Source organism: Agarivorans gilvus (assembly GCF_001420915.1).
GTDB lineage: Bacteria > Pseudomonadota > Gammaproteobacteria > Enterobacterales > Celerinatantimonadaceae > Agarivorans > Agarivorans gilvus.
Genome location: NZ_CP013021.1, coordinates 1,623,725 through 1,649,812, shown reverse-complemented (window position 1 = coordinate 1,649,812; position 26,088 = coordinate 1,623,725). Strand labels below are relative to the sequence as shown.

The following is a 26,088-nucleotide window of genomic DNA, read 5'->3' as shown; positions in this document are numbered from 1 at the left end:
GCGGCTTAGGCCACCTTATTGTGGCGGCCTAGCGCCTAGTAAATGCTATAAACCATCCAGTACAAAATAGTCGCCGAACAACTGAGTCATGGTGCCTAACATCAGCATAAATACCACAAAACCAATAAAGCCGTTGCGCAGCTTGGCGGGGCTATGTGGGCTGTGGCGATAGCCGCTTAGCATGGCTCTGACCAGCTGGCGTTTTTTAAGGGTAAACCAGCCAATGGCAGCTACATGCAGGGCAACTAGGCCCAGTAGTAGATTAAAGTTACTATGATGTAAGTCTTTTAGCCACAAACTGGTTTGCTCACTAACGGTGTGATAGAGCGGCCCCTCACTAAACAGGTTATCACTAATAAACAAGCCAGAGCCAAGCTGTAATAGCAGCACTGATATTAGCGCAATTACCATATAGGCACCCAAGGCACTGTGCCCAGCAGTAGCCGCAGGCTTGCCCTTGAGTTCGAGTTTAAATTCTCGCCACGCTTGTTTGGGGTGAGCAATAAAATGGCGGAATTGGGCGTTGCTGCTACCAATAAAGCCCCAGACAATTCTGGCGAGAATTAAGCTTAACAGACACAGGCCCATGGCCATGTGCAGCTCGATTCGGGCTTGTTCTGCACTCCACCATAAACCACCTAGCAATAATACTTGCAGCCAATGATAGAAGCGCACAAAACCATCCCATATCTTTCGTTTTTGGCTGTTATTCATGGCTGCTCCTTGCTAGTTAAGAGTTTAGTCGTCGCAATCTAAACGAAAACGTTGGTGGCTGTCTTTAGTGTGCTTTTTAATATTTTGTAAGGCGAGTTTTATCGCTTGCTTATCTTTCGCCTGCTTGAGTTGTTGGAAGTAGCCTTCTAGTTGCTCTATGCTTTCTAGGTAGGCCATGTGTTGCATATGGGTTTGATGGTCCATGCCTTCCATATTGGGCATCTGGCTATGATCCATGCCGGCCATCTCGGCCATGTTAGCATTCAGGTGTTCACTCATGTCCATTTGGCTATGGTCCATGTCTTCCATGTTGCCCATCTGACTGTGATCCATGCCTGCCATGTTGTTATGCATCTCTTCACTCATGTCCATTTGACTATGATCCATGTTCGCCATGTCTTGGTCCATCATCGGGTGGCCTTGCTGTTGTAGCTTCATGGGCACTTCTTGCTTGGCCTGCTCGGCTAAATTTAGCAGCTTGTCCACCTGCTGTTGCATAGTGGCATTATCGTCGGCTTTTACTGCGGCCACATAACCCTTTAGATCTTGCTTCATGTCTTTCATTAGACCGCCTAACTTGCTGTCTTGGCAATGCTCTGAATGTGCCTGTACAGGCAAGGCAAAAGCTAGGCTCAAAGGTAGTAAGAGTGGTAGTAGACGTAGTTTCATGTTGTTCTCCTTAGGCTGGGCATCGCTTAGTGATGCCCAACGGGTTGATAGTAAGTAGTTTAGTCGATGATCACTTTACGTAAGCTAATGCGTTTCCATAGGTAATAAACGGCGGGTAACACCACCAGAGTGAGCACTAAAGCCGAAGCCATGCCGCCAATCATTGGCGCGGCAATCCGTTGCATTACTTCCGAGCCGGTTCCGCCGCCTAGCATAATTGGTACTAAACCAATGATCACCGTGGCCACCGTCATCATCACTGGGCGAACTCGCAAACCTGCGCCGTCGATAATCGCTTCGCGTAATTGCTGTTGGCTGATACGCGCGTGTTGCTCCAAGGTGCTCACTAGGGCTTGATTGAGGTAGACCAGCATAATTACACCAATTTCAACCGCCACCCCGGCTAGGGCGATAAAGCCGACGCCTACCGCAATAGAAAAATTGTAGTTTAGCAGGTACATCAACCAAATCCCGCCAATCATCGCCAGTGGTAAAGTGGCGAGAATAATCAGCACCTCGCCAACCCGGCGAAAGGCCATGTACAACAGCAACACGATGATCGCCAAGGTAGCTGGAATCACAATTTTTAAGGTAGCGGCGGCGCGCTCCATGTATTCATACTGGCCTGACCAAGCCACTGAATAGCCGGCGGGCAATTGCAGTTGTTCGGCCACTGTTTGTTGCGCTTCCTGCACGTAAGAGCCCAAGTCGCGGCCATCGATGTCGACAAAAATCCAGCCGTTGGGGCGGGCATTTTCGGTTTTAATCATTGGCGGGCCATCTTCCACATAGACATCGGCCACGTCACTGAGGCTGAGTCGCATGCCGTTAGCAGAGACCAGTGGCAACAGCTTCATTTGTTCGACGCTGTCGCGATAGCGCTGCGGGTAACGCACATTCACCGGATAGCGCTCTAGGCCTTCAATGGTTTGGCTTACATTCATTCCGCCTACAGCGGTAGACACCACTGCTTGTACATCGGCAATGTTGAGGCCGTAACGCGCAGCGCGTAGCCGATCAATATCCACCTTCACATAGCGCCCGCCAGCTACCCGTTCAGCATAGGCTGAAGCCGTGCCGGGAACGTCTTGTAAGATGACTTCGATTTGCTTACCAATGTCTTCGATTACCGACAGATCTTCACCTGCGATTTTTATGCCGATGGGGGTTTTAATCCCGGTGGCGAGCATGTCGATGCGGGTTTTAATCGGCATTACCCAGGCATTGGTGAGCCCGGGGAACTGAATCAAACTGTCTAGTTCTTGGCGCAGATCTTCGCTACTTAAGCCTTCACGCCATTGAGATTTGTCTTTCAAGGTGATGAAGGTTTCGATCATGGTGAGTGGCGCAGGATCGGTGGCGCTATCGGCGCGTCCTACTTTGCCCCAGACTCGCTCCACCTCGGGTACGGTTTTGATCAGCTTATTGGTTTGTTGTAGCAACTCGCGAGCCTTACCGATGCTGATGCCCGGGTAGGTGGTGGGCATGTACATCAAATCACCTTCATCCAAGGGCGGAATAAACTCGCTGCCGATTTTGTTAACCGGGTAAATACCCACACCAATTAAGGCCACGGCAGCCAATAGCACCACTACAGGGGCTTTTAGGCTAAGTCTCAATATCGGTTTGTAGATGGCAATCAATAAGCGATTTAAGGGGTTTTTATGCTCAGCGATGACCTTACCGCGAATAAAGTAGCCCATTAGCACCGGCACTAAGGTAATCGCTAAGCCAGCCGAGGCCGCCATGGCATAGGTTTTGGTAAAGGCCAAGGGCGAGAACATTTTGCCTTCTTGGCCTTGCAGGGCAAATACCGGCACAAAGCTAAAGGTGATGATTAACAGTGAGAAGAACAGGGCTGGGCCGACTTCAGCAGACGCCTTGCTAATTACCTGCCAGCGGTTACTGTTGTTTAAGGGCGTGCGTTCCATGTGTTTATGCACATTTTCTATCATCACAATGGCACCATCAACCATGGCGCCAATAGCGATGGCAATGCCACCCAGCGACATGATGTTGGCGTTAATGCCTTGCCAGCGCATGATGATAAAAGCAATGATGATACCTACTGGTAGGCTCAGTAATACCACTAGCGAACTGCGAATATGGAATAAAAATGCCGCACACACCAGAACCACTACAATAAATTCTTCTAGCAATTTATCTTGAAGGTTGTCTACCGCGCTGTCGATAAGGCCAGAGCGATCGTAGGTGGTGACTATCTCTACGCCTTCTGGCAACGAGCGCTGTAAGCTCTCAAGCTTTTGTTTCACCATGGCTATCACTTCGCGGGCATTTTCACCGTAGCGCATCACTACCACGCCACCGGCCACTTCGCCTTCGCCATCCAGTTCACTTATGCCTCGGCGCATTTGCGGGCCGAGTTCTATCTGGGCAACTTCACCTAACAGCAAAGGGGTGCCATTGGGATTGAGTTTTAGCGGTAGCTTTTCCAAGTCTTCAATACTGGACAGATAACCGCTGGTTCTTACCATGTATTCGGCTTCACCCATTTCAATAACGCTGGCCCCAGCTTCCTGATTACCCTGTTTAATACTTTGGGTGATCGCCGACAGCGGTAGCTGATAGGTGCGCAGTTTATCGGGGTCAATTTTTACTTGGTATTGTTTTACCATGCCGCCGACGGAAGCCACTTCCGAAACGCCGGGCACGGTTTGTAGTTCGTATTTTAAGAACCAGTCTTGCAGGCTACGTAGTTGGCTTAAGTCATGCCCACCACTGCGGTCGGTGAGGGCGTAGGAAAAGATCCAGCCTACACCGGTGGCGTCTGGTCCTAGGGCTGGTTTGGCGTTATCTGGCAGGTTAGGCGTCACTTGCGACAAGTATTCAAGCACCCGTGAGCGCGCCCAATACATGTCGGTACCGTCTTCAAAAATAATGTAGACGTAGGAGTCACCAAAGAACGAATAGCCCCTTACGGTTTTAGCCTTTGGCACCGACAACATCGCCGTGGTGAGCGGATAGGTGACTTGGTCTTCAACTACTTGCGGCGCTTGTCCGGGATAGCTGGTTTTAATGATCACCTGTACGTCAGATAAGTCGGGGATGGCATCTACCGGGGTATTTTTTATGGTAAAAGCCCCGTAAATCACCAGCGCTAGGGTGGTCAGCAGCACCATTACGCGGTTGCTGACCGACCATTTGATAATCGTTGGTATCATTTGCCGTCTCCTGCCGCTGGGCTTTCATTAGCGTCGAGATCGAGCCAGTCTAGCTCATCGTCGTCGCTGCTCTGGCCTTGCTCGGGCATCGCCATGTTGCCGTGGTTCATAGTGCTGTGATCCATGGTGCTATGATCCATACTGCCTTGGTTCATCGAGCTGTGGTCCATGGTGCTGTGGTCCATGCTGCTGTGGTCCATGCTGCCTTGGTTCATCGAGCCGTGGTCCATAGTGCTGTGATCCATGTTGCTGTGGTCCATGCTATCGTGGTTCATCGAGCTGTGATCCATGGTGCTGTGGTCCATGCTGCCTTGGTTCATCGAGCCGTGGTCCATAGTGCTGTGATCCATGTTGCTGTGGTCCATGCTGCTGTGGTTCATCGAGCTATGATCCATGGTGCTGTGGTCCATCGAGCTATGATCCATAGTGCTGTGGTCCATGTTGCTGTGGTCCATGTTGCTGTGGTCCATGTTATTCACTTGGCGGTCTGGCGGGCCCATGCGACTAAAATCGGCGCTTAGGCTGGACTCAGAATCGAGTAGGAATTGCGCGCTAGTTACTACCTTATCGCCCTCACGCAAGCCTGCTAGTATTTCAACCATGCCAGCGCTTTCGCGACCCACTTGCACTTTTACCGATTGAAATTGTCCTTCGCCTCTGTCCATGACTACTCGGCTAAAGCCTCCGCTGTAGATAACGGCTTCTCGAGGAATTTGCAGGCTGGCCTGTGGTGTTGCCGTTTGTAGTTTCACGCGAGCATACATATTGGGTTTTAGCCGTTGGTCTTGGTTAGCGAACTTAATCCTAACCCGTAAGGTGCGAGTGCTGGGGTCGAGTACTGGGTAGATATAGTCCACTTCTCCTTGCCATTGTTCACCGGCGAAGCTGTCTACTTGCATCAACGCTTGGTCGCCTAATTTAACCAGGCTGGCTTGCGATTCGTACAACTCGGCTATAAGCCAAATATCTTCTAGGCTGCCCGCTTCTACTAACTGTGTGGCTGGAGAAATGTAGGCGCCTTCACGCACCCCCAGTTTTGCCACATAACCTGATTCAGGTGCGTATAAGTCGATTAATTGGCTGACTTTTTTGCTTTTCTCAAGCTGCTTAATTTGACTAGGACTTACGCCCAATACTTGTAAGCGCAGCTTGGAAGAGGCAATCAACTGGCGATTACCCAAGCGCAGGGCGTTGAGCAGATCTTCTTGGGCTTTTAATAGCTCGGGTGAATACAACGACAGCAGCTTTTGGCCTTTTTCTAAGTACTCGCCTTCGGCTTTAAGATAGAGTTTTTCTACCCAACCGGAGACACGACTGTTCATTTGCCATAACTTATCTTGGTTGAAGCTGAGGCTACCCACCGCTTGTAGATCGGGGGTGAAGCTAGCCAAAATCACCTCTTTGCTGCGCACCCCAAGGTTATTCACCACGTTGGGTGAGATGGTCACCGTGCCCGCCGAGGCCTTGGCGTTATTGTCTTCATAGACTGGCACTAACTCCATGCCCATGGGCGAGAGGCCGGGTTTGTCGCGGCGGTAGTTAGGGTCCATTGGCGCAACCCAGTATAGCGGTTGTGGTTCGCTGCTGGCGCTGGGTTCAGCTTGAGCTTGGTGATTGGCTCCGCCAAGCAATGCGTTGGAATTTAAGGCGTAGCCGCCAGCAAGCCCAAGCGCTAGACAAACAATACTAAGAGTAAATTTATTCATGGTGGTTCCTATTTCGCTTGGTAGTAGCGCAGGTCGGCTAGCGCTTTGTATTTAATGCTGATCAGTTGTTGGTATTCCAGAGTGAGTGCCAGTTCGTCCATATAGGCTTCAATAACACGAGCAAAGTCGTTGCTATTGGACTGATAACCTTGCAGCACTGCCGCGGTGTTTTGTTTGGCTTGCTGCAACAGGGTATTTTGGTAGCGTTGTAGCCGCGCATGGGTATTGCTATAGCGCGCGATGGCACCATTTAATTGCCCATTCATGTTGTTCATTAATAGCTCTTTTTCGGCGCGCTTCATGCCCTTACCACGCTGGGCGGCAATCAGACTTTGATCTTGGCGTTTATCGGTAAATAGCGGTACATCCATAGTGACAAAGCCGCTGAGTAAATCACTGCGTCTGGAGCCATCCATTTCTTCTGCGCGGCGATGCCCGTATGCCAGCTCTAGCTTAAATGCCGGTTTATAGGCCTCGTTGGCGATGGCAATTTGCTTGTCTGCTACGTCGATATTTTTCTGCGCAGCTAGCACTTTGGGGTGCTGGCTTAGCAGTGAATAGTGCTGGTATTGGGTCTCTAGTGCGTAGGCTTCGCTGTCTTGCCAAGAGGGCAAGTCGCTCGACAATGGCTCAAAGGCCTGCTCGCCTAGCCAAGCCGCTAAGCGGCCACGTAATGCCTGTTCTTGTTGGGCAAAAGCGGCAATTTGCTCATCAAATTTGTTGAGCTGCAGTTCTGCTTTGATTAAGTCTTGGCTTTGTTTGTAACCCAACTCAAATTGGCTACGCACGTAGTCGACATTTTGCTTAAACAAGCTTTGATTTTGTTGAATTAACTGCTGCGCCTGATGGGCAAAGTTAATGTCGAACCAAGTATTGCGTAGTGCGCGTTTAAGCTCGAGTTGGCGGTTAATCGCTAATAACTCACTTTGTTCACCTTGTTGCTCAAAGCGCTGGGCATTGAGTTGTAGGGTATCGCCGCGACTGAATTGCTGAGCTACACCAATGCTAACTTGGGTCATTGGGTCTTGGTCAAGTGTGAAGCTGTCGGTGGGTAGGTTACCCAAGCCCAGTTTGACCATGGGGTCTGGCAGTTGCGACTTGGCCAAGGCTTGTGCAGCATATTGTTGCTGTTGATTTAAATACATCTCGGCGGCAGGATCTTGGCTTAAAGCTAAGTGTTCTGCTTCTGATAAACGCAGCGGTTGGGCAATGCTTTTTACGGTAAATAGCATCACACACCCGATTAAAATACGGGGATTCATGATCTTTCCTCATTGTTGATTTACGAATTTAAACTATTGGTAAATCAGCCAATCAGAGGAGGGCGGTAGAGAGACTCTTGTTGTTGCTTAGGGAAGACCCGCGAATAGCTAAACGCTGGCGTGTCGTTGTCTAAAATAGGCAGGGATAGTTGGCTGCTTAAGCCAAGTAACATGGCACTGCAGGCAGAAAGTTCACATTGAATTTTGCACAGCTGGTCGGCAGAGTCATCACAATCGACTGAATTGTTATCTGCACTGCCGTGCATCGACATGTGCTGATGCGCTGATTCTGAGGCAGCGGCATGATTCATGTGACACGCCGAGCTAGCTTGGCTTTGACTGAGTGCATTGGGCGCTTCTGTATCAGCTAAGGGCAACTCTCCCATCGCCATCGAGGGCGTCGAGATAAGGTTGCTCATTAGCAGAAAAATCAGAAATAAAATACGCAAATGAATACACACTAGGCCAATATCGAGTTGATAGTATATTGATTACCAACTAGAGGCAATAGGCTAAATATCGGCTTATGCTGTTGCTTGTTGTGCTTAGGCTTTGTATTTATTTGCTTATTAGTTAGCTTAAATTGCCCAAGTGACGCAAGGGTTTCTGTGTTTACGGGCTTTTAGGGCGGTTCTTGCGCTAGGTCTATGCTGCCGGGGTTGGCTTAGGTTAAGCTACTGTTTTTCATCCGCTAAATTTATATTTAAGTGTTGCTCTTAAGGCTTTACTTGAGGGCGAGCTGCGTTGCGCTGTGAGTAATGGGTATGACGAGCTTTTCTACAAAATTAAAAAAAGAATGGTTTTTACTGGGCATGTTGCTGGCGATTGGGCTGGCTACAGTATCCGCAGAGCTTGGGCGCAGCGATGGCCCACTGCAATTGGATACGGTGTGCTCTTTTGGGGTGGCGGTGGTGTTTTTCCTGCATGGTTTGGGTTTGTCGCCAAGTGCGCTTAAATCCGGCTTAAGCAATTGGCGTTTACATCTGTACATCCAGTCTGCCACTTTTATTGCTTACCCCTTGCTGTGGTTAATCTTTGGTGATGTGTTATTGCGTTTTATGCCGGCGGCACTGGCCTTTGGTTTTTGTTATTTATTGGTGCTGCCCAGCACCATTTCTTCGTCGGTGGCGATGACCAGTGTGGGCAAGGGCAACGTGCCCGGAGCAATATTTAATGCCTCGCTTTCCAGCATTATTGGGGTGTTTATTACGCCTTTTTTAGTGCAGTTATTCATGGGTTTAGAAGGCGTAGAGCTGAACTTATTAGACTCGGTATTATCGATATCCAAATTGTTATTGTTGCCGATGGTGGTAGGGCAGGTACTACGTCCTTACTTACTGGCGTGGGTAGAGCGCAACAAGCAAGTGGTCAATAAAGTCGATAAGCTAGTGATTATTTTGATTGTTTACAATGCCTTTTGTGACTCGATTATTAATGGTATTTGGAGCCGTTTTTCTAGCTCTTTGTTACTAAGTTCTTTGCTGCTGTGTTTAGTGGTGTTGTTTTTTATGGTGCATTTGATTCAGTGGGGGGCGAGAAAAGTCAGTTTTAGCCGTCCCGATGAAATAGCGGCGGTGTTTTGTGGCAGTAAAAAAACCTTAGCGGCAGGGGTGCCTATGGCGAAGGTGATTTTTGCCGCCGATCCCGCCTTGGGCATGATATTGCTTCCGATTATGCTGTATCACCCGATCCAGATATTTTATTGCGCGCTATTGGCGAATCGCTATGCGGCTGAAGCCTCCTTCACGCCCGAGCAACAACGCCAAGCGTGATTTAAACACTTCATCAATAAACGGGGCGAATACTGAGTGATTCGCCCCTTTTTATTTGCTTAGATGATCTCACCGTTACTGGCGATGACTTGTTGATACCAGCTAAAACTTTGTTTTTTAGCACGGCTAAAGTCGCCGCTGCCATCATCATGTTTATCGACGTAAATAAAGCCATAACGCTTCATGTACTCACCAGTGGTGAAAGAAACGCAGTCTATGCAGCCCCAAGGGGTGTAACCCATTACTTCTACGCCATCGAGGGTGACGGCTTTTTTCATTTCGGCAATATGGCGGCTTAAGTATGCTATGCGGTAATCGTCGTTAATGGTTTTACCTGGCTCAATTTCGTCTACCGCACCAAAGCCATTTTCAACGATGAAAATAGGTTTTTCGTAACGCTCATATAGCTCAGACAAGGCATAACGCAGACCTACCGGATCGATTTGCCAACCCCATTCAGACGCTTCCAAATTCGGGTTTAAGCGGCTGGCGCCAAACAAAGGGTTCACTTCGTCTGTAGGCGGCACGGCATCAACAATGTTGCTCATGTAGTAGCTTATTGCTAGGAAGTCGGCGCAGCCGGCTTGTAGGATTTCGGCATCACCTTCGGCCATGTCTACTTGAATGCCTTTACGCTGCCATTCTTTTTCAATGTAACGAGGGTAGTGACCACGCACTTGCACATCACTGAATAGGTATTTCTCGCGCATCGATTGTTGCGCTTGAATCATGTCTTCTGGCTTACAAGTGGCAGGGTACAGCGGCATCATATGGATCATGCTGCCAATTTTCATCTTGGGGTTGATCTCGTGACCAATTTTTACCGCCAGAGCGCTAGCGACAAACTGGTGGTGAATTACCTGATACATGACCTGTTCTGGATGCTCAAATTCGGTGTAATTCATCCCCGAATTACAGTATCCAAACAAGGGGTTTTTCCAGTTACGTTGGTTGTTAATTTCGTTGAAGGTAATCCAGTATTTCACCTTGTTTTGGTAGCGCTCAAATACGCAACGACTGAAGTTAACAAAGAACTCGATGAGCCCGCGGTTGTACCAGCCACCATAGTGTTTAACTAGATGTAGCGGCATTTCAAAGTGAGACAGAGTGATAACCGGCTCGATGTTGTACTTTAATAGTTCATCGAATAGCTCATCGTAGAATTGTAAGCCCGCTTCGTTGGGGCTGGTTTCGTCGCCATTAGGGAAAATGCGGGGCCAAGCAATGGAGGTACGAAAACATTTGAAACCCATCTCGGCAAACAGGGTTATGTCTTCTTTGTAGTGCGAGTAAAAATCAACGGCTTCATGGTTGGGGTACATCACGTCGTCTTGCACGCCATCGGTAATGATACGGTCTACACCGTGGGCGCCTTTTGACAGCACATCGACAATGCTGACTCCCTTGCCATCTTTATTCCATGCACCTTCTACTTGGTGGGCTGCTACTGCTCCGCCCCATAAGAAATCTTTGGGAAGTTTGTTAGTTGGTTCCATCTTGAGCCTCAATATCGTTATTATGTTTAGATATTAGTCGACGCTAATAACTTTTTTATATGCGTTTAGTAAAACACCTCAATGTCGATTCAAAACATTGAGCCACTTGGTGTTAGTCGACAAATGCTCTATTAGGCCCGCATGTTTGTAGAGATTGGCTCATAGCAGTGGCTGAATCAAGGCACTAAATCTTGCTGTGGTGCCTCGGCAAATAAAATAGTCTGCTGAGCTAGGTGTTTGATTTACTCATATAGCTTATCAGCCATTTTTTAGTACAGCGCGATTCTACAAAATCTTGTCACAACTACGGGTGACTGAGATTATTGGGCTGAGCCATCTGCGACTGCGCCGAGTAATACTCGATCTGCAGCTACATGACTACTGCAAATTTTCATTTTTATGCAGTGAAATCTCACTTTGTTGAACTGCTTCAAACTAGCGCTATAGCGCTGGCCTTTGATGTTGTCTTGTTGATTTAACGCAGTTTTATACCTCTTTAGGAGTAGGTTGATTTTATTTTTTATGCTGTGTTTGTTTTAGTGCTTAGTGTTTTGTTGTATATGTCTAATTTATGTGAGCTAGACTTAGCATAATGAGTGAGAATTTGGCTTGCTTGCAATATATTGTTAATTGAGTTCTTAGGAGATGTAGCCCAATTATGAGACGATTCAGTGTGCTGATATTGACATTGTTATACATGTTTCAGCCATCGCTTGAAGCCGCTACTCGCGTGATTACGGTAGACGAACCGCCCAGTGCTTATGTCACTGAAGACGGTAGCGTAGAGGGCTATGTGGTCGATATTGTTCGCGCCATGCATGCTTACATGGGAAAAGAGCTTGCGCTAGAGGTACTGCCAGAGGCAAGGGCCTTAAAAACCGCCTTGGTTAATGACAACGTGGCAATTTTTTCGTTTACCAAAACTGCCGAGCGCGATAAAGAGCTGCAGTGGATAGGACCTGTCATGGAAAAAAGCTGGTACGTGATTACGCGCAGTGACAGCTATTTTGACAGCAATAACCTGGAAGACTTTAACTCAATAGGGGTAGTGAGAGGAGATATTCGGGCTACCTGGGTAGAACAGCAGGGTTTAACTAATTATAAGTTGGCTTCTAGTCATCAGCAAAACCTACGTTTTTTGGAAAAAGGCCGAGTTGATGCGATTGTTTATAATCTCAGTGGCGCCCGTATCTTGAGTAAGGAGCTTGGCATCGCTGAAGGCAGCTTCAAAAATACTGCTTTTATTAAAACCTCCCCAGTTTATATTGGTTTGTCTAAACACTTTGACGATTATGCTCTGTGGCAGCAGGCCTTTGAGGCTATCAGTAATAACGGTGAGTTAGATAACATCAATGCTTATTGGTTGGATAAGCTAATTGGTGAGGGAGTATTAAGCCATCTCGGTGATAGTGTATTGTCGATAGATTGAGCCGGTCTAAAAACTACGCTGGCGTTTTTAGACCGACAGCGAGTTAAGGTTTTTGACTTAATACCGTGTCAATGTCTTGGGCACTATGCCGTTCTGGCACTTGCTCCCATGGTTCGCCCCAACTGCGGTTTACCATGCAGCCACGCTGTACTGCGGTGCGTTGCTCCACTTGCTTAGCCCAGCGTAATACATGCGTATAGCTAGTAACATCTAAAAACTCAGCTGCCTCGTAAAGTTTCCCTAATACCAAATTGCCGTACCACGGCCAAATAGCGATGTCGGCAATTGAATAGTGCTCGCCGGCAATGTAAGGGTGCTGGGCCAGTTGTTTATCTAATACATCAAGCTGGCGTTTGGCTTCCATGGCAAAGCGGTTGATCGGATACTCGAATTTCTCTGGTGCGTAGGCGTAAAAATGGCCAAAGCCGCCCCCTAAGTAGGGAGCCGAGCCCTGTAACCAAAATAACCAATTCATCACTTCGGTTTTGGCTGCCCCTGGCTTGGGTAAGAAGTGGCCAAATTTTTCTGCGAGATAAAGCAAAACAGAGCCCGATTCAAACACACGAATTGGCTGCTCTCCAGACCTATCCAATAAGGCGGGAATTTTGGAATTGGGGTTAATTTCAACAAAGCCTGAGGAAAACTGATCGCCTTCGCCGATGTTAATCATATAGGCATCATATTCGGCTTCGCTAATGCCAAGCTGTAATAATTCTTCCAACATAATGGTGACTTTCTGCCCGTTGGGCGTGGCCATCGAATGCAGTTGTAAGGGGTTTGAGCCTACCGGGAGGGTTTGTTGGTGGCGGGCGCCTGAGTCTGGCCGATTGATACTGGCCCACTGGCCGCCATTTTCGGTATCCATGGTCCACACCTTAGGTGGAATATATTCGTTAGTCATCGATCTTCCTTTGCTATGGGTGCTAGTTATTTAGATATAAGGGCGAATGTGGCGAATAAAAGCGCAACTGCGCATTTATTTTTACTTGTTAAAGTTAAGTTTAGAGCAAAGCCCTAATCAATTAACTCGCTAAGGATTTGGTTGATGTAGAGAGTGTAGCCCACTCCTTACTGTTGCGAAGGAGCGGGCTATTGCTAGGGGCTGTTAAGCTAGCTAGGTGGTAGCTTATTTTGCGTGTTGTTTAACGCCAAACAGCAGTGCCGGTAGCACGGTAAGGCTATAGAGTAGTAAGAAGCCAATGGCGATGCTAAGCAAAAAACCAATGCTATACATTCCTCGGTGTTCGGCAAACAAAAGTGAGCCAAAGGTTGCCATAGTAGTTAAGGAACTCAGAATGGCCGCCTTAGGGGTGGATGACTGATAAAATGCCCGTACCGAGGCCACCGAGCGAAAGCGTTCAACTATGTGGCTCCCGTTATCCACGCCTAAACCAAAGATCAGTGGAATCACGATAATATTGGCCATGTTTAGTGCCATGCCAGTCCAATGAGCCGCCGCCATGGTAGAGAGCACATAAACTCAATGGCGATAGGGTTCCGCGTAGCGCCGCCCGTAAGCTTTTTATATTATCCGCGTATTTAGCCTGTTCTTCCCTAAGGCGTAGACAAAAGTGAATAACAAAATCGAGCCCAAGCCCAATAAACATGACCCAAAAGACGATGGAAACGGTGTTGTAGAACCAACCACAGCCCGAGAGCGAGATTCCAAACTAGGCCAACCAATACCGCGCTGTAACTGGCCAGAATGATCCGCAAGGAGCGAATGCCAAAGCCCTGTACCACTACCATCACCGCCTGTAAGTGGGGCATCAGGGCGGCCAAATTGGCATTAAAGGCGGCAAACTCATCGTCGGGTAAAAACCATAGGCTTTGCTGTTTAAACCAATCGAGGCTAGTGGGAGCAAACTCATCGTTAAATATAGGCTCTGCTTTAAAGCCTTGGACTAAACGCTCGGTGAGCTCTTACACCTGTTGGCGCTGCTCGCCAGCAATAACAATTACCAAGGTATTGTCGGTATCATCAAACGCTTGACTGGTTTTTACTAAATTATCTTTCCATGGCGCCTCTTGCTTAACCAAACGATCAAGATCTGAATTCACCGCAAAATTGGCTTTGCTGTAAACCAGAGCGAAGTAAGTTAACAGTATGATTAGCGCAGCGGCCAGCGCAAATGGCCAGCCCTGCTTAGAAAAAATAGGATGCTTTACGAATCATTTTTAGCTTTTACAATACAGCCCGATAGTATACTGCCGCATAGCTAAAAAAGTGAAAAACACGCAACAACACTAGAGCTTTCGGCCACTTAAAGTATTGGGTTTTAGGCTATGGCTTGGCTGATTTAACTTGCTGAAGTTGTCCAAGCAGCTCTTCTAAAGGCGTCTGTTGCAGCTTCTCTTTTAGGCTGTGACGCATTTTTTGGCCGTTGAGGATAAGCTCTTGTTGCCATAGATAACGCATTTTCAGCACTTCCCTTAGCAAAGGAACAAAGGGGGATAGGGCTTGCCAACGCCACCAGGCGAAACGAGTGCAACGTAATTCTCGGCCGGTTGCAGCAAAAGCGCGTTGCCAATCGGCTTGGCTAAGCACTAAACCGGGATCATGCCACTGTTCAAAATGAGCCTGCTGTTGTTCTAGCAGGTGTACGCTATTGGCGCATAAATCGGGTAAGTAGGACCAATAATGGCGGTGTTCGGGCGAGTGGGGGAAGGCCATCTGAAAGTGCTGTTGGCGTGGTTTTAGTAGCATATCGAGCCAAGTGAAATGGGTATTCGGCCCAATGAAGTCGCCGGCTCTAACAATGGTGATTTGTGCTCCTTGTTGGCTGGCCTTTAACAAACGCTGCTCCATGGCGATTCTGAGCTTACCTTTGTCGGTGACGGCTAGCATGGTCTGCGACTCGTTGATGGCTCGCGAACTGGGGCTAAAGTTATACACATTGCCGGGGAAAAGCAGTTTCAACCCTTGTTGCTCGGCTACTTTTACGCTGGGTTCCAATAGCCTTAAGGCGTCCCGATGCCAATGTTGGTAGGCCGGATTTAAACCATACACTATCAAATCAACCTGTTGTGCCGCCTTAGCTACATCATTTTGCCGATAGGCATCGCCCACCACTATGTGCTGTTGGCTTAACCAGCTAGGGGCTTTATTGGGCTGGCGCAACAACGCTTTAATTTGCCAGCCGGCTTGTTTTAAGGCTAAGGCCATTTGTAGGCCAAAGTTTCCGCTTATTCCCAGTATTAATGCGCTTTTCATGTTGGTTCCTCCCTTGGACAAGCCTATTTTATGATTCATAATTAAATAGTGAATGGCAGATTTTTATCTTTGGATATACAAAAATGAATAAAGAGAGTTGGCAAGGTTGGCAGTACTTTCTGGCGATAGCTCAACATGGCAGTTTGAGTTCAGCCGCTCAACAGTTAAAGGTGTCTCAACCCACCTTAAGTCGGCAATTGCAGGCTTTGGAGCAGCGTTTAGGTCATTGTTTGTTTAATCGCAGTACTCAGGGTTTATGCTTGACCGAGTTCGGCTTAAGCCTATTAGAAGAATGTCAAAGTATGCAGGCCAGTGCCGAGCGTTTGCAACGTATAGCTGCCGGGCGGCAGACGAGTTTACAAGGCTCAGTTCGCTTAGCGGTGAATGAGTTACTGGCCCTATACTATTTGCCTAAAGTTTTACCCGCTTTTATGCAAGCCTATCCACAGCTTTCCTTAGAGGTGGTGGTGAGCAATCGAGCCAGTAATTTGGATAAGCGTGATGCCGATGTGGCGATCCGTATGTTTGAACCGCGTCAGCTGGATTTGTTGTGCCGAAAAATCTATTCCTTACCACTAGGCTTTTTTGCTAGCAAAGCATACTTGGAGCAACATGGACGGCCGAAAGACCTAGCGGCTTTATTTGAGCATCGCGTGCTGGGGTATGACCGAGACCCCCAATTTGAAGAGGGGGCGCGTCAGCTAGGGTACGAGATAAAAAACCACCAGTTTTTGTTTCGTTGTGACTTTCTTCCTTTGCAGCTGGAGTTGGCCAAGCAAGGAGCTGGTATTGTGGCGACTCATCAAACGCTTGCCCAACAAGCTGGCTTAGAAGCGCTTGTTCTGGATGCTCAATTACCTGATTTACCGATTTACTTAGTGTGCCATCGGGATGTTCAGTACAACAAAAAAATACGGGTATTAATGGACTTTCTGGCAGACAAGTTAAGCGCCTTATTTAATGGCTCTGGCGATCAGGCTTGACTGGTGAAGCTGCCGATGGCGCTAGTTCATCGGCAACTCACAGCGGCTTAGTGACAACAGCGTTTACCAGAGTGCTGGCCGTGTTGCTTTCCTTTATGACAGCCACGCTGGTTGGCTCCGCCGCTGCCCTGATGGTCACAGTTTTGATGTTGCTGGCCGCATTCGGCTTTTTTGGCATGCTGTATCGATGGGCGGCCTTGGCTTGGCTCGCTGAGCTGCTGCATGGGGCTGTTGATCAATAACGCTAAGGGCCGAATTTGATTCACTTGAAATACCTTTAAACCGGCGTCAAGCAGTTTGCCCAGTAGGCGCTCGCCGATGTTTTTCACTATCACGGCTTCTACTTTCATGCTCTGCAAATACTGCACTATCGCGCTTTTGTCGTGGCAAGAGGCATCGGCCTGTGCTGCGGGATTATCGACGCTGGCGAGCAGACTATTGTTATGGTCAATCAGTGAAAATTGCTCGGCTTTGGTAAAATGTTGGCATAAATGCCCTTGTTTGCTGGGGATGGCATAAATCATAGGTTTTGTTCCTTATCATCAAATAGTAAGGCGCCACCTTCAATAAGGCTGGCAGCGACTTTGTATCTAGCTTGATTCACAATGTTGCCAAAGGTTTGCCGCGATATGGCCATTTGCTCGGCCGCTTGTTGCTGACTCATGTTGAGGTAGTCAGCTAAACGCAGAGCTTCTAGTTCTTCCGGTAAAATGCTTATTTTTTTCAGCTTACTTAATGGCACGCCATTGGGTTTAAAACAGTGGTGTGCTGCGCTTCCGCAGATGCGACGGCCTTTCTTTGGTCTTGGCATAGTGACTCCTTATTAACACTTTTACCTTATAACAATAATTGGCATATGCCAATTATTTCTATTAATTATTTTTGGCATATGCTATTAATGGTTGAGCAAGTTAAGGAAATCATATGCAAAATTTTTCTCCAGAAAGTCACAAAAGCTGCATGGTGTGTGGCGATCCGCGTTTCAATCCTCAATCATTAGGCTTGAGTTTTCATGCGCTAAATCAACATCAATTAAGCGCTGAGCTCGCTTTGGGTGAGCAATATCAGGGTTATCAAGGGATGTTGCATGGCGGAATGATCAGCACCCTATTAGATGCGGCCATGGTGCATCAACTGTTTCGCATGGGTATACAAGCCTATACCGCCGAGCTAAAGGTACGTTTTGTTAGGCCAATAGCGCTAGGAAGCATGATGAGTTTGAGCGCCGAACTGTTAAGTGAGCGCCGAGGGGTCTATTGCTTAGCCGGGAAGATTGAAGTGGCCGGAGAACTGGCGGCAAAAGCGCAGGCTAAGTTTATTTGCGCCGCCAGTTAAGCGAAGGCAGTTGCCTTCGCTTATCGCTTTAGCCAAAGTGCTGAATTAACGCTAGGTAGACCGGAATGCCCACCAATACGTTGAAGGGAAAGCTAATCGCCAGTGACGAGGTAATTGAAATGCTGGCGTTGGCTTTAGGCAGTGCTACCGCAAAGGCGGCCGGCACCGCGATGTAGGAGGCGCTACTGCCTAATACCGCTAGCAGGAAGATACCGCCATTGGAGAAACCTAGCAGCTGACCCAGCAGTCCGCCTATGATCCCGCCCAGTACCGACATGCTAATGCCAAAGCTGAGTAAAAAGGCACTTTGCTTACGAATATCACCAATGCGTTCGGCGGCTACGCGTCCCATTTCGAGTAGGAATAAGGCTAATATGCCATGGAATAGTTCACCAAAAAATGGCATTACTGAGCTGGCGCGCTCGCCTGCCCAAGCTCCAATGGCCAGTCCACCCAGCAATAAAACGACGCCTTTGTTAAGCAGGGCTTCAATCAATACTGGCTTTAGTTCGGACAGGCGAATGCCGCGTTTGGCCATTAAGATACCCACGATGATGGCTGGTACTTCGAGTAAGGCCACAAATAGGGCGAAATAGGCTTCGTAATCTAAACCGAAAGATTGCGCATAAGCTACCGCTACTGCATAGGTGGCAACACTGACCGAGCCGTAGTGGGCCGCCGTAGCGGCTGCATCTAAGCGTGACCAACCGCCAATGTAATATAAAATCGGGAAGGCCAGTAAGGGTAGGCTGGCACCAAATATTACCACCCCGATAGATTGCGGAATAACATCTAGTGAGCCGTAGGCGCTTAACGCGATACCACCTTTTAGGCCAATGGCTAACAGCAAAAATATCAGGCAGCTTTGGTATAAGCCGCTAGGCAGTTTAAGATCGCTTTTGAGTAATTTTGCGACCGCACCCAATACGAAAAAGCCAACAACAATATCAATTTGCATGGTTACTTCCCACTTTGGCTAGAAGCAGAGACTAGATGCTGATTAAACAGGTGTTGGCGTGCCGGTTTGGCTGAGCGAAGCGTCCCCTTGATGTAAGCTGCGCCATTAATGCTACACAACCCTAGACCCACCAATAATAGGCTGGGTCCAATCAAGCCCGCTTGCCAAGCGCTAGCGCCTGCACCGCCCAGTAGTAAGCCGCTGCTTAAACCGAAAATCAATTGAGCTTTAGACATTTACTTCTCTCCCTTAGTTGAATACGCCGAGATTATGTGATCTATATCAAATAGATAAAACTAGATAATAATTATATAATTCATAGATCATTATCTATTATTGGTGCTAGACAAATGCTCAATGCTTATCGCTCACACCGCCATATTGGCAGCGTGAGGCAACTAGAATTACTGGTGGTCGTGTATGAACAGGGCAGTATTACCAAAGCGGCACAGTTGTTACATTTAACTCAGCCTACGGTATCAATGCAGTTAACTAAGCTGGCACAAACCCTAGGGTTGGAACTGTATTACAGCTCGGGAAAAACCCTACGTTTTACCCAAGCGGGTATGCTGGTGGTGGAAGAAGCCCGTGAGATCTTGCGGCGTTTTGAGTATTTAAATATTCGCCTGGATAAGCTTAAAGGGGTGCAAACTGGCGAGCTGTCTTTGGCGGTGGTGACCACCGCACAGTACTTCATTCCTCACTTGGTGGGGGAGTTTTCTGAGCAGTTTCCTGAGCTAAATATCACCTTTAAGGTAGGGAACCGCGCTCAAACGATTGAGCGAAGTGTAGCCGACGAAGACGACTTTTATGTATTTAGTCATCCACCTGAAGATCCCGATTTAGAGCTTATCGACTTCTTACCCAACCGCCTGCTGGCCATTGCTCCAGAGCGTCATCCGCTAACCCAGCAAACCGCCATTTCGTTAGCTGAATTTTCGCGCTATCCCTTTTTGATGCGAGAAGCGGGTTCGGGCACCGAACATGCGGTAAGCGACTTTTTGGCGGAGCACCAGATTACTGCCAATGTACGCATGACCATTGAGAGTAATGAGGCGATTAAGCACGCGGTTATTTCGGGTCTAGGGGTGTCGATTTTATCGGAGCATACCCTGAGTTACGGCGGACTCTCTGGTTTGAGTGTACTTTCGGTAGAGCATCTGCCGATCCAAACCCAGTGGTATTTAGTACGGCGAAAATCGCGGCCAATGTCACCGATTGCCGAGCGTTTCTTAAGTTACGTTAAACAGCAGGGCTCTCAGTTATTCACTAGCGATCAACAGTTTGTGGTTTCTTAGCGAAAACTAAACAACTCGCGGTGAAAATGCCGTAAATCGTAGTCATTGCGCTGTAAGTGTTGCTGTATGCTGTTGCCAAACTGAACCGGACCGCAGAAATAAATCTCTCGGTTGAATAAATCGGGCACTTCTTGTTGAAGTTGGCTAAAGCTCAAGCAGTCCTGCAGCGTGTTATCGATCAGTTTAAAATCGACCTGAGCGGCCTGAGCCTGTACTTGTAGTTGCTTAACAAAGTTGGCATCTGCGCCTTCACAACAGAAATACAAGCAGGCAGGGGGCGGATTAAGCATGTTGGCTCGCTGCTGTAAGACGGCGGTAAAGGCGGCAATACCCGCTCCCGCCGCTAACCATAATTGCGGGCTTTTCTCAGAAAAATTAAAGTTACCGTAGGGGCCTTCTATAGACAGCACTTGGCCTTTAACTAAGCGAGCCTTCAATTGGCCAGTGAAATCTCCCAGTTCTTTAATTAAGAAGCGTAAAGGCTGCGTAGCGGGAGCCGAGGCAATGCTAAAGGGATGCGGTTCTTCTCCGGCAAAGCGCAAAAAGGCGAATTGACCACTGTGGTGACCCGGCCAGTGTGGCACCTTGATTTGCAAATCCAGTAGTTTACTTTTTTCTAGGTAACTAAACTTGGCCACTTCTGCCTTATGTTGTTTGCTTTTACCTATTCGGCCAAACAAGCTATAGAAGGACGCCACTACCCCCAACCATATCAACATTAGGCTCACCAAGGTAATAGAATAGGGCCAATAGCTGTGTTTGATGAGGATGCTGGAGTGAAAAGCAATGGCCAAATAAGCCACTGCCATTAACTTATGAGAGTAGCGAAAGCTTTTATAGCGAATCATGCCTAATAAGGCGATGGCGGCCAGTACCACAAAAGCATAAAAGCTATATTCACCCACTTGCTCGGCCAGCGGGCGCAGCGGTTTAATTAAGGCATAAAAATTGTCGGGATTGCGCGGGCCGAGACCTTTGATGGGAGGATCTAATAAACCCGCTTTGACGAGTTGTTTAGGAATAATCGCCAATAACCAGTGCACCGAGCCTAATGTGACGGCGGCAATGCCCAGATATTTGTGAATGCGATAAGAGCGGTCTAAGCCCTGAGTGAGTTGTTCGATGAAGGGTAAGCGCAAAGCCAAAAGCAGGCATAGGCTCATTAAGCCTACGGTGAGCATGCCACTGTATTGCACCAGTGCGGAACGCCATTGATAAAAATCTGTGCTAGAAAACAACGCAGGCTCTGCTGCTAGCCACAGTGTTGTTATCAATACGACTAGTGCTGCAATTAGCCAATTAAATTTAGCCATTTTTTTGCCCCTATACTGCTTACTTGTTTCAGTATAAGAGCTGCAAGGTAGGTTTAGGTAAAGGAGCTGTAAAGTAGTGTAAAAGCGCGGTGTAAATAGAAAGGGGCAAATAAAAAAGGTAGAGCGCTTGGCTCTACCTTTTGGCGAATTATTCCGGTTTACGTTTACCGGTCATAAATTCTTCAAGAATTTCCGGGGTTAATTCTCCGGCTTCTTCTAAGCGCTTTAGCTCGGCTACAACTTTTTTCTGTTCCTCAATGGAAGGAACCGGTAGCTCGGGCTCTTGCTTAATTCCTTCGGGAATTTGCAGATTATCTAACATGCTTGAGTCTCGTTAATGTTGCTTACTTGGCTAAGTATACCAATAAATGACGCAAGGATTGAGGCTTAAGATCAAAGGCAGGCGCGGTGCGAAATAATGGCTTGTATCGCCTACGCAATTGAGTGGGAAAGGCACAGCTTAAGCTGTACCTTAGATGTGCTTAGCTACGGCTGGTAATTTCCAACAAGTGGTAACCAAATTGGGTTTTCACTGGGCCATGCACGGTATTTAAGGCTTCATTAAATACCACGGTATCAAATTCGGGCACCATATCACCTTGATTAAACTCGCCTAACTCACCGCCATTGGCGCCAGAAGGGCAGTTAGAATATTGCTTAGCGATGTCGGTAAATGCAGCGCCTTGTTCAATCTGTTGTTTAAGCTCTAAACATTGTTGTTCGCTGTCTACTAGAATGTGGCGTGCGCTTGCTCTTGGCATGAGATGTCCTCTGTTGATTGTCGCAATATAAACTGAGTCGTAATGATTACGGCTCAGCCTGAACAGCAAATGTAGAGGGTGGGGCTGTGGCTGTCAAATCTCGCTAGCTGGCTTAGCGCAAAGGGTATATTTCAGACAAAAAAAGGCCGCTCATATAATGAGCGGCAAACTATGGAAGTAAAGGCTAATGCTTATAGCGCTTCTATTAGGATTAATCCCTCGCTGCCAGCGTCAAAGCTTACGCTGCCGTTGCTAACAATGGCGATTGAACCATCATAGGCGTTGCGTACGCTGCTGCCGTCGTCGAAGTAACTGTCTACGTTCACGTTAACGGTACCTGTGCCATCAAGCACTACCACTACCTTGTTCACTTCGCCAGAGATTGGGTTAGTCCAAGTACGGGCAAAGGCTTGGCCACTAGACTGGCCAGTGAGTGTGAAATGCTGACCAGCACCTACAGCTGGGTTGTCGTGGCGGAATTGACCCACTTTTTGCCAGTGTTGGTGAACGCTGTTACCAGCTTTGTTCCAGTCGATGCTTGAACGGCTGCCTTGGTCAGCATCAGAGCCGCCATCGCCATTCACTCGGCCTAGTTCATCACCGTAGAACACTTGTACACCACCCGGTAGTAGTAACAAGGCTGTACCAGCACGTTTTTGACGAGTGTCGTCGCCGTTGTAGAACACCGAACCAGTATCGTGGCTAGAAATGTAGCTGAGCACATTCCAATCACTAGAGCTATTGACTTGATTGGCATAACTGGCGAATTGATTCATCATGGTATTGGTGTCGTTGACCATACCATCGATCAATCCCTTGAAGCTGAAGTTAATTACCGAATCAAAGTTGGCAGTTGTGTGAATGTCTGATTGACCTACACCATGGCCCCAAACTTCAGCCGTTGACCAGAATTCGTCAGTCCAGTCGGCACCGGGAAGTTCTGGGTTATTTTGCCGCCACTCGTTAAGCGCAGCAGTAGCTTGTTGGTTGAGGTAAGCCCAGTTGTCGTAAGTGACGTGTTTGGCGGTATCTACACGGAAGCCGTCGATGCCGTAGTCACGAACATATTGCACTAGCCATTCAGTGATCCAATCACGAACGCGTTTATTGCCGTTCGCTTGGTAGTCACTTAAGTAACCTTGTCCAAAGGTGGCTTTATTGGCTAGGAAGGTAGGAACGCCCACCGCTTGAGTAGACTCGGTTTTAAAGTCGGGTAGGTAAGCTAAACACTTGGTTAGGTCATCACCACCACAGGCGTCATAGCCGGGTAGACCCACACGGATCCAGTCTTTACCCCACCAGTTCAACCATAGGTTTTCGTCGCCGTTATAGTTGATGAAGTCATGGTAACCAAACCAGTTGCCGCCGTTGCTTGGCGTCCAGCTAGAAGAGGTGGAAGCAGAGCCGTAGTTAAACTCCTCCATGTCTTTTAGGGTATTGTAACCAGCGTGGTTCATTACCACGTCCATCACTACGCGAATGCCTTGGCTATGTGCTTTGTCTACAAAGGCCTTGAATTCAGCAGGGGTACCCATGTTGGCATCAAGGTTGGTGTAGTCTTGCACGTAGTAACCGTGGTAGGCGTAATGAGCAAAGTCACCATCGCTGCCGCCGCCAACAAAGCCGTGGGCTTGTTCGTAAGGCGCGGTGATCCAAATGGCATTAATACCTAAATCACTGAAGTAACCTTCGTCTAGTTTTTGGCTTAAACCAGCGATGTCACCACCGTGGAAGGTACCAATGTTTTTGCCTGTTGCATCAACACTAGGGCGGCCATAAGAGTTGTTATTACTTGGGTTACCGTCGTTGAAGCGGTCGGTAATTACAAAGTAAACGCTGGCGTTGTCCCAGGTAAAGTTAGAGGCTGCGGGTTGCTCTACTTTGCTTAGGCTGAAACATTGGCTAGCATTGCTGGTGGCATTTTCTGCGTAGAGGCACACTTGTAGTGATTCGCCCACGGCAAGATTGCTACCCACTGTGATGCTGTCTCCGTCGCTAAAGGCGGTGCCATTAACCGGGTCGCTACCATCAAGAGTGTAGCTACCGCCCGTCACATCATCACCAGCTGCATTTAGAGTTATGCTAACTTGATCGGTCCAGAAGGTAGTAATGCTTGGGTTGATACTAACACTGGCATCGTTAGATGGAAGGTCACAGCTATCTTCCCAGCTTTGGCTACTAATGGTGTAACAGCCATCTTTATCACGGAATAAGTCTTCAGTTTGGCTGCCGCCCTGGTTGCTGAAGATGATGCTGCTTGAGTCGCTGTTTGCAAAGACAAACTCGTACCAGTCTTCGCCAAGTGGGCTCATGCTATCGCCCGGCCATGCGGTGTCGTCTTCAGAGCCAGCAGGTAGCGCATCCCAGTGGTGAATAGATGGATTCCAGTCACTTGGCGCTTTCAACCAAACGGTGAAGCCCGTTTCTGGTACTTCGATTTTGTTGTAAGTGAAGGTTTGAGTAACCGAACCTTGAGCGTTCTCTACATAAACCTGTAGCTCTACAAATTCACCAATGGCGAGTTCACTACCGATACTGATTACATCGCCATTGTTAAACGCAACACCCTCGGTGCTAGCGGCTGTGCTTAGGGTGTATTCGGCGGTAGTGACGTTTTCGCCGTTGTAGCTTAGCGTTACATCGATGCTGTCGCCGCTAAAGTCACTGCTGCCAGGGCTAACGGCAAGCTCAGGTTTAAGTGGAATCACCACTTCTTCAGCAGTAATTTCTTTAGAGGAAGCGTTGAAGCTAATGCTGTAGTTGGTGTTGTCGTTAACTTGGAAGTCTTGGCTTGGGTAGTTTTCGCCCCAGCTGCCATCTTCTGCACAAGCCGCTACCTTAAAGCGAGCTGGGCTTTCTTCGCCAGCAAAGGCTTGGGTAAGGGTATACAAACCAGAGCCTGAATCTAGACGTAGTGGGGTTTGGCCCCAGCCATTTGGCGTACCGCGGAAACACCATACTGCTGCTTCCTCACCAGCCACGGTGATGTCTACGCTAGCGATGTCGCTGCTGGCGCCTTCGTTATCGGTGACTTGTAGCGTGATAGTTTGGCTAGTCTCGAAACTAACCGTGATGGTCTCACTGGTTTCTCCAGTGCTCCAGCTATAGCTAGCGATGCTGCCATCGGCGTCACTTGAGCCGGACGCTGAGAAGGTGATACTACTTCCCGCTTCTACCGTTTGCGCGCCGCTAGGAGAGATTACCGCTGTTGGGGCTTGATTGCTGTCACAACTGGCCACCGAGCTAAGCTCAATATATTTGCTGTCGCTGTAGAAGGTGATTAGATAGCTGCCGCTAGATACACGGTAATCAGAGTTTGGGTAAGCTTCTTGCCAATTACCCCAGCGGTCAATTTTGAAGCGAGGGTCGTTGCTGCCGAAGGTTTGGCAGGTTTCGAATTGGGTGCTGGAGACTTGCTCCATTGCGGTGGTTTGCCAACCATTTGGTGTGCCACGGAATTCCCATTCTGCCTGAGCAGACAATGAGGCCGTCAACAAACCAAGTAACACTACCTTGTTCATTGTTTTTCCTTATCGAATGTTAGTTGTACTAGTTGTTGGTCTAGTTATTAGCTGTTAGCCAAAATAACTCTTGTGGTTATTTACTGAGCGACCATACAAGCTCTGGGGAAAAAATAGACAAGAAAGTGATAAAACTGAGTAGCCTATCAAATCTTTATTACGGTTTTGTGATTGAAAAGGATTTCATGTTTTTTGTCATATTATTACATAAATTATCTTTCTTAAATGTAAGTAATAGCTTTGGTTTTTAGTATAAAACTCTGATTTTGGTTGTTTGTGTCGTGTGCGTTGAACTCTAGGAGAAGGAATGGTTTAGACCAACTAGTTGTGCTTAGTACCGCGCTTGTGGGCAGCGTATTGGTGGCTGGCGGGCTGAGAACTTTGCGCAGGGTAACAATATGTCAACATTAGTTTATTTTTTTCTACATTTTGCTGGTTAAAAACTATTATTTAAATTATCGATAATAATAAGGTA

Annotated in this window: 25 protein-coding genes; 5 read left to right on the top strand and 20 right to left on the bottom strand. The window is 47.9% G+C overall.

The features are described 5' to 3' along the window. Positions 1-45: 45 nt before the first annotated feature. From AR383_RS07690 to AR383_RS07665, 6 genes are read right to left on the bottom strand one after another with little or no spacing between them, the layout of a single operon-like run. Entirely contained in the window at positions 46-714 is a 669-nt protein-coding gene (locus AR383_RS07690) for a cytochrome b/b6 domain-containing protein (RefSeq protein ID WP_055732605.1), read from the bottom strand. 24 nt (positions 715-738) lie between these two features. Next, on the bottom strand, positions 739-1,383 hold the full coding sequence (locus AR383_RS07685; RefSeq protein ID WP_055732604.1) for a hypothetical protein: 645 nt from the start codon (positions 1,381-1,383) through the stop codon (positions 739-741). Positions 1,384-1,442: 59 nt separating this feature from the next. Further along, on the bottom strand, positions 1,443-4,565 hold the full coding sequence (locus AR383_RS07680) for an efflux RND transporter permease subunit (RefSeq protein WP_055732603.1): 3,123 nt from the start codon (positions 4,563-4,565) through the stop codon (positions 1,443-1,445). Beyond that, a complete protein-coding gene (locus AR383_RS07675) occupies positions 4,562-6,271 on the bottom strand; it encodes an efflux RND transporter periplasmic adaptor subunit (RefSeq protein ID WP_055732602.1) in 1,710 nt (569 codons plus the stop codon). Before AR383_RS07675 ends, AR383_RS07680 begins: the two co-directional genes overlap by 4 nt. Before the next feature lie 8 nt (positions 6,272-6,279). Then, positions 6,280-7,533 carry a TolC family protein gene (locus AR383_RS07670; RefSeq protein ID WP_055732601.1) on the bottom strand — a complete coding sequence of 418 codons (1,254 nt, stop codon included), beginning with the start codon at positions 7,531-7,533 and terminating at the stop codon, positions 6,280-6,282. Positions 7,534-7,577: 44 nt separating this feature from the next. After that, positions 7,578-7,952, bottom strand: a complete 375-nt coding sequence (locus AR383_RS07665) for a hypothetical protein (RefSeq protein ID WP_157051668.1) — start codon at positions 7,950-7,952, stop codon at positions 7,578-7,580. 345 nt (positions 7,953-8,297) lie between these two features. On the opposite strand from AR383_RS07665, the gene AR383_RS07660 reads away from it, so the two are divergent. Further along, entirely contained in the window at positions 8,298-9,305 is a 1,008-nt protein-coding gene (locus AR383_RS07660) for a bile acid:sodium symporter family protein (RefSeq protein WP_055734986.1), read from the top strand. Between the two features lie 59 nt (positions 9,306-9,364). On the opposite strand, the gene AR383_RS07655 is transcribed toward AR383_RS07660, so the two are convergent. Further along, positions 9,365-10,801, bottom strand: a complete 1,437-nt coding sequence (locus AR383_RS07655; protein ID WP_055732599.1) for a 6-phospho-beta-glucosidase — start codon at positions 10,799-10,801, stop codon at positions 9,365-9,367. A gap of 658 nt (positions 10,802-11,459) precedes the next feature. Here AR383_RS07655 and AR383_RS07650 point away from each other — a divergent pair. After that, complete coding sequence (locus AR383_RS07650) at positions 11,460-12,230, top strand: substrate-binding periplasmic protein (RefSeq protein WP_083481537.1); 771 nt, start codon at positions 11,460-11,462, stop codon at positions 12,228-12,230. 43 nt (positions 12,231-12,273) lie between these two features. Here the strand turns inward: AR383_RS07650 and yghU are convergent, their stop codons facing one another. The 5 genes from yghU to AR383_RS07630 form a co-directional block, all read right to left on the bottom strand. Then, on the bottom strand, positions 12,274-13,131 hold the full coding sequence (gene yghU, locus AR383_RS07645; RefSeq protein WP_055732597.1) for a glutathione-dependent disulfide-bond oxidoreductase: 858 nt from the start codon (positions 13,129-13,131) through the stop codon (positions 12,274-12,276). Positions 13,132-13,356: 225 nt separating this feature from the next. Further along, positions 13,357-13,704 carry an MMPL family transporter gene (locus AR383_RS07640; protein ID WP_157051667.1) on the bottom strand — a complete coding sequence of 116 codons (348 nt, stop codon included), beginning with the start codon at positions 13,702-13,704 and terminating at the stop codon, positions 13,357-13,359. Between the two features lie 80 nt (positions 13,705-13,784). Next, on the bottom strand, positions 13,785-14,000 hold the full coding sequence (locus AR383_RS07635) for a hypothetical protein (RefSeq protein WP_055732595.1): 216 nt from the start codon (positions 13,998-14,000) through the stop codon (positions 13,785-13,787). A gap of 153 nt (positions 14,001-14,153) precedes the next feature. After that, positions 14,154-14,291 (bottom strand): hypothetical protein, encoded by a 138-nt coding sequence (locus tag AR383_RS21490; RefSeq protein WP_157051666.1) that lies wholly within the window; start codon positions 14,289-14,291, stop codon positions 14,154-14,156. A gap of 223 nt (positions 14,292-14,514) precedes the next feature. Further along, positions 14,515-15,444, bottom strand: coding sequence for an NAD(P)H-binding protein (locus AR383_RS07630; RefSeq protein ID WP_055732594.1), 930 nt, complete (start codon positions 15,442-15,444; stop codon positions 14,515-14,517). Between the two features lie 83 nt (positions 15,445-15,527). On the opposite strand from AR383_RS07630, the gene AR383_RS07625 reads away from it, so the two are divergent. Beyond that, the gene (locus tag AR383_RS07625; RefSeq protein ID WP_055732593.1) at positions 15,528-16,427 is read left to right on the top strand and encodes a LysR family transcriptional regulator; all 900 of its coding nucleotides are present in this window, start codon (positions 15,528-15,530) and stop codon (positions 16,425-16,427) included. Between the two features lie 47 nt (positions 16,428-16,474). On the opposite strand, the gene AR383_RS07620 is transcribed toward AR383_RS07625, so the two are convergent. Then, the gene (locus AR383_RS07620; protein ID WP_055732592.1) at positions 16,475-16,951 is read right to left on the bottom strand and encodes a NifB/NifX family molybdenum-iron cluster-binding protein; all 477 of its coding nucleotides are present in this window, start codon (positions 16,949-16,951) and stop codon (positions 16,475-16,477) included. Further along, positions 16,948-17,238, bottom strand: a complete 291-nt coding sequence (locus AR383_RS07615) for a DUF134 domain-containing protein (RefSeq protein WP_055732591.1) — start codon at positions 17,236-17,238, stop codon at positions 16,948-16,950. Before AR383_RS07615 ends, AR383_RS07620 begins: the two co-directional genes overlap by 4 nt. A 113-nt stretch (positions 17,239-17,351) precedes the next feature. Here AR383_RS07615 and AR383_RS07610 point away from each other — a divergent pair, with 113 nt between their 5' ends. Further along, positions 17,352-17,762 (top strand): PaaI family thioesterase, encoded by a 411-nt coding sequence (locus AR383_RS07610; RefSeq protein ID WP_055732590.1) that lies wholly within the window; start codon positions 17,352-17,354, stop codon positions 17,760-17,762. A gap of 28 nt (positions 17,763-17,790) precedes the next feature. Here AR383_RS07610 and AR383_RS07605 read toward each other — a convergent pair whose 3' ends face one another. After that, positions 17,791-18,720: a sodium-dependent bicarbonate transport family permease gene (locus tag AR383_RS07605; RefSeq protein WP_055732589.1), complete on the bottom strand. Its 930-nt coding sequence runs from the start codon at positions 18,718-18,720 to the stop codon at positions 17,791-17,793. Positions 18,721-18,722: 2 nt separating this feature from the next. Continuing rightward, entirely contained in the window at positions 18,723-18,956 is a 234-nt protein-coding gene (locus AR383_RS07600) for a hypothetical protein (RefSeq protein WP_055732588.1), read from the bottom strand. A gap of 114 nt (positions 18,957-19,070) precedes the next feature. Between AR383_RS07600 and AR383_RS07595 the strand changes: the two genes are divergently transcribed. Then, positions 19,071-20,018, top strand: a complete 948-nt coding sequence (locus AR383_RS07595) for a LysR family transcriptional regulator (protein ID WP_055732587.1) — start codon at positions 19,071-19,073, stop codon at positions 20,016-20,018. On the opposite strand, the gene AR383_RS07590 is transcribed toward AR383_RS07595, so the two are convergent. The 4 genes from AR383_RS07590 to AR383_RS07575 form a co-directional block, all read right to left on the bottom strand. After that, positions 20,015-21,331, bottom strand: coding sequence for a ferredoxin reductase family protein (locus AR383_RS07590; protein ID WP_055732586.1), 1,317 nt, complete (start codon positions 21,329-21,331; stop codon positions 20,015-20,017). The genes AR383_RS07595 and AR383_RS07590 overlap by 4 nt on opposite strands. A gap of 148 nt (positions 21,332-21,479) precedes the next feature. Then, positions 21,480-21,653 carry a restriction endonuclease subunit S domain-containing protein gene (locus tag AR383_RS07585; protein ID WP_055732585.1) on the bottom strand — a complete coding sequence of 58 codons (174 nt, stop codon included), beginning with the start codon at positions 21,651-21,653 and terminating at the stop codon, positions 21,480-21,482. A gap of 160 nt (positions 21,654-21,813) precedes the next feature. Then, complete coding sequence (locus tag AR383_RS07580; RefSeq protein WP_055732584.1) at positions 21,814-22,092, bottom strand: peptidylprolyl isomerase; 279 nt, start codon at positions 22,090-22,092, stop codon at positions 21,814-21,816. Positions 22,093-22,283: 191 nt separating this feature from the next. Further along, a complete protein-coding gene (locus AR383_RS07575) occupies positions 22,284-25,613 on the bottom strand; it encodes an alpha-amylase family glycosyl hydrolase (protein ID WP_055732583.1) in 3,330 nt (1,109 codons plus the stop codon). Positions 25,614-26,088: the final 475 nt, after the last annotated feature.

Bases quoted from the DNA above. Each gene is read 5' to 3' on its own strand.
- AR383_RS07690 (WP_055732605.1), bottom strand. From the start codon at position 714: ATGAATAACAGCCAAAAACGAAAGATATGGGATGGTTTTGTGCGCTTC.
- AR383_RS07685 (WP_055732604.1), bottom strand. From the start codon at position 1,383: ATGAAACTACGTCTACTACCACTCTTACTACCTTTGAGCCTAGCTTTT.
- AR383_RS07680 (WP_055732603.1), bottom strand. From the start codon at position 4,565: ATGATACCAACGATTATCAAATGGTCGGTCAGCAACCGCGTAATGGTG.
- AR383_RS07675 (WP_055732602.1), bottom strand. From the start codon at position 6,271: ATGAATAAATTTACTCTTAGTATTGTTTGTCTAGCGCTTGGGCTTGCT.
- AR383_RS07670 (WP_055732601.1), bottom strand. From the start codon at position 7,533: ATGAATCCCCGTATTTTAATCGGGTGTGTGATGCTATTTACCGTAAAA.
- AR383_RS07665 (WP_157051668.1), bottom strand. From the start codon at position 7,952: ATGAGCAACCTTATCTCGACGCCCTCGATGGCGATGGGAGAGTTGCCC.
- AR383_RS07660 (WP_055734986.1), top strand. From the start codon at position 8,298: ATGACGAGCTTTTCTACAAAATTAAAAAAAGAATGGTTTTTACTGGGC.
- AR383_RS07655 (WP_055732599.1), bottom strand. From the start codon at position 10,801: ATGGAACCAACTAACAAACTTCCCAAAGATTTCTTATGGGGCGGAGCA.
- AR383_RS07650 (WP_083481537.1), top strand. From the start codon at position 11,460: ATGAGACGATTCAGTGTGCTGATATTGACATTGTTATACATGTTTCAG.
- yghU (WP_055732597.1), bottom strand. From the start codon at position 13,131: ATGACTAACGAATATATTCCACCTAAGGTGTGGACCATGGATACCGAA.
- AR383_RS07635 (WP_055732595.1), bottom strand. From the start codon at position 14,000: ATGCCCCACTTACAGGCGGTGATGGTAGTGGTACAGGGCTTTGGCATT.
- AR383_RS07630 (WP_055732594.1), bottom strand. From the start codon at position 15,444: ATGAAAAGCGCATTAATACTGGGAATAAGCGGAAACTTTGGCCTACAA.
- AR383_RS07625 (WP_055732593.1), top strand. From the start codon at position 15,528: ATGAATAAAGAGAGTTGGCAAGGTTGGCAGTACTTTCTGGCGATAGCT.
- AR383_RS07620 (WP_055732592.1), bottom strand. From the start codon at position 16,951: ATGATTTATGCCATCCCCAGCAAACAAGGGCATTTATGCCAACATTTT.
- AR383_RS07615 (WP_055732591.1), bottom strand. From the start codon at position 17,238: ATGCCAAGACCAAAGAAAGGCCGTCGCATCTGCGGAAGCGCAGCACAC.
- AR383_RS07610 (WP_055732590.1), top strand. From the start codon at position 17,352: ATGCAAAATTTTTCTCCAGAAAGTCACAAAAGCTGCATGGTGTGTGGC.
- AR383_RS07605 (WP_055732589.1), bottom strand. From the start codon at position 18,720: ATGCAAATTGATATTGTTGTTGGCTTTTTCGTATTGGGTGCGGTCGCA.
- AR383_RS07600 (WP_055732588.1), bottom strand. From the start codon at position 18,956: ATGTCTAAAGCTCAATTGATTTTCGGTTTAAGCAGCGGCTTACTACTG.
- AR383_RS07595 (WP_055732587.1), top strand. From the start codon at position 19,071: ATGCTCAATGCTTATCGCTCACACCGCCATATTGGCAGCGTGAGGCAA.
- AR383_RS07590 (WP_055732586.1), bottom strand. From the start codon at position 21,331: ATGGCTAAATTTAATTGGCTAATTGCAGCACTAGTCGTATTGATAACA.
- AR383_RS07585 (WP_055732585.1), bottom strand. From the start codon at position 21,653: ATGTTAGATAATCTGCAAATTCCCGAAGGAATTAAGCAAGAGCCCGAG.
- AR383_RS07580 (WP_055732584.1), bottom strand. From the start codon at position 22,092: ATGCCAAGAGCAAGCGCACGCCACATTCTAGTAGACAGCGAACAACAA.
- AR383_RS07575 (WP_055732583.1), bottom strand. From the start codon at position 25,613: ATGAACAAGGTAGTGTTACTTGGTTTGTTGACGGCCTCATTGTCTGCT.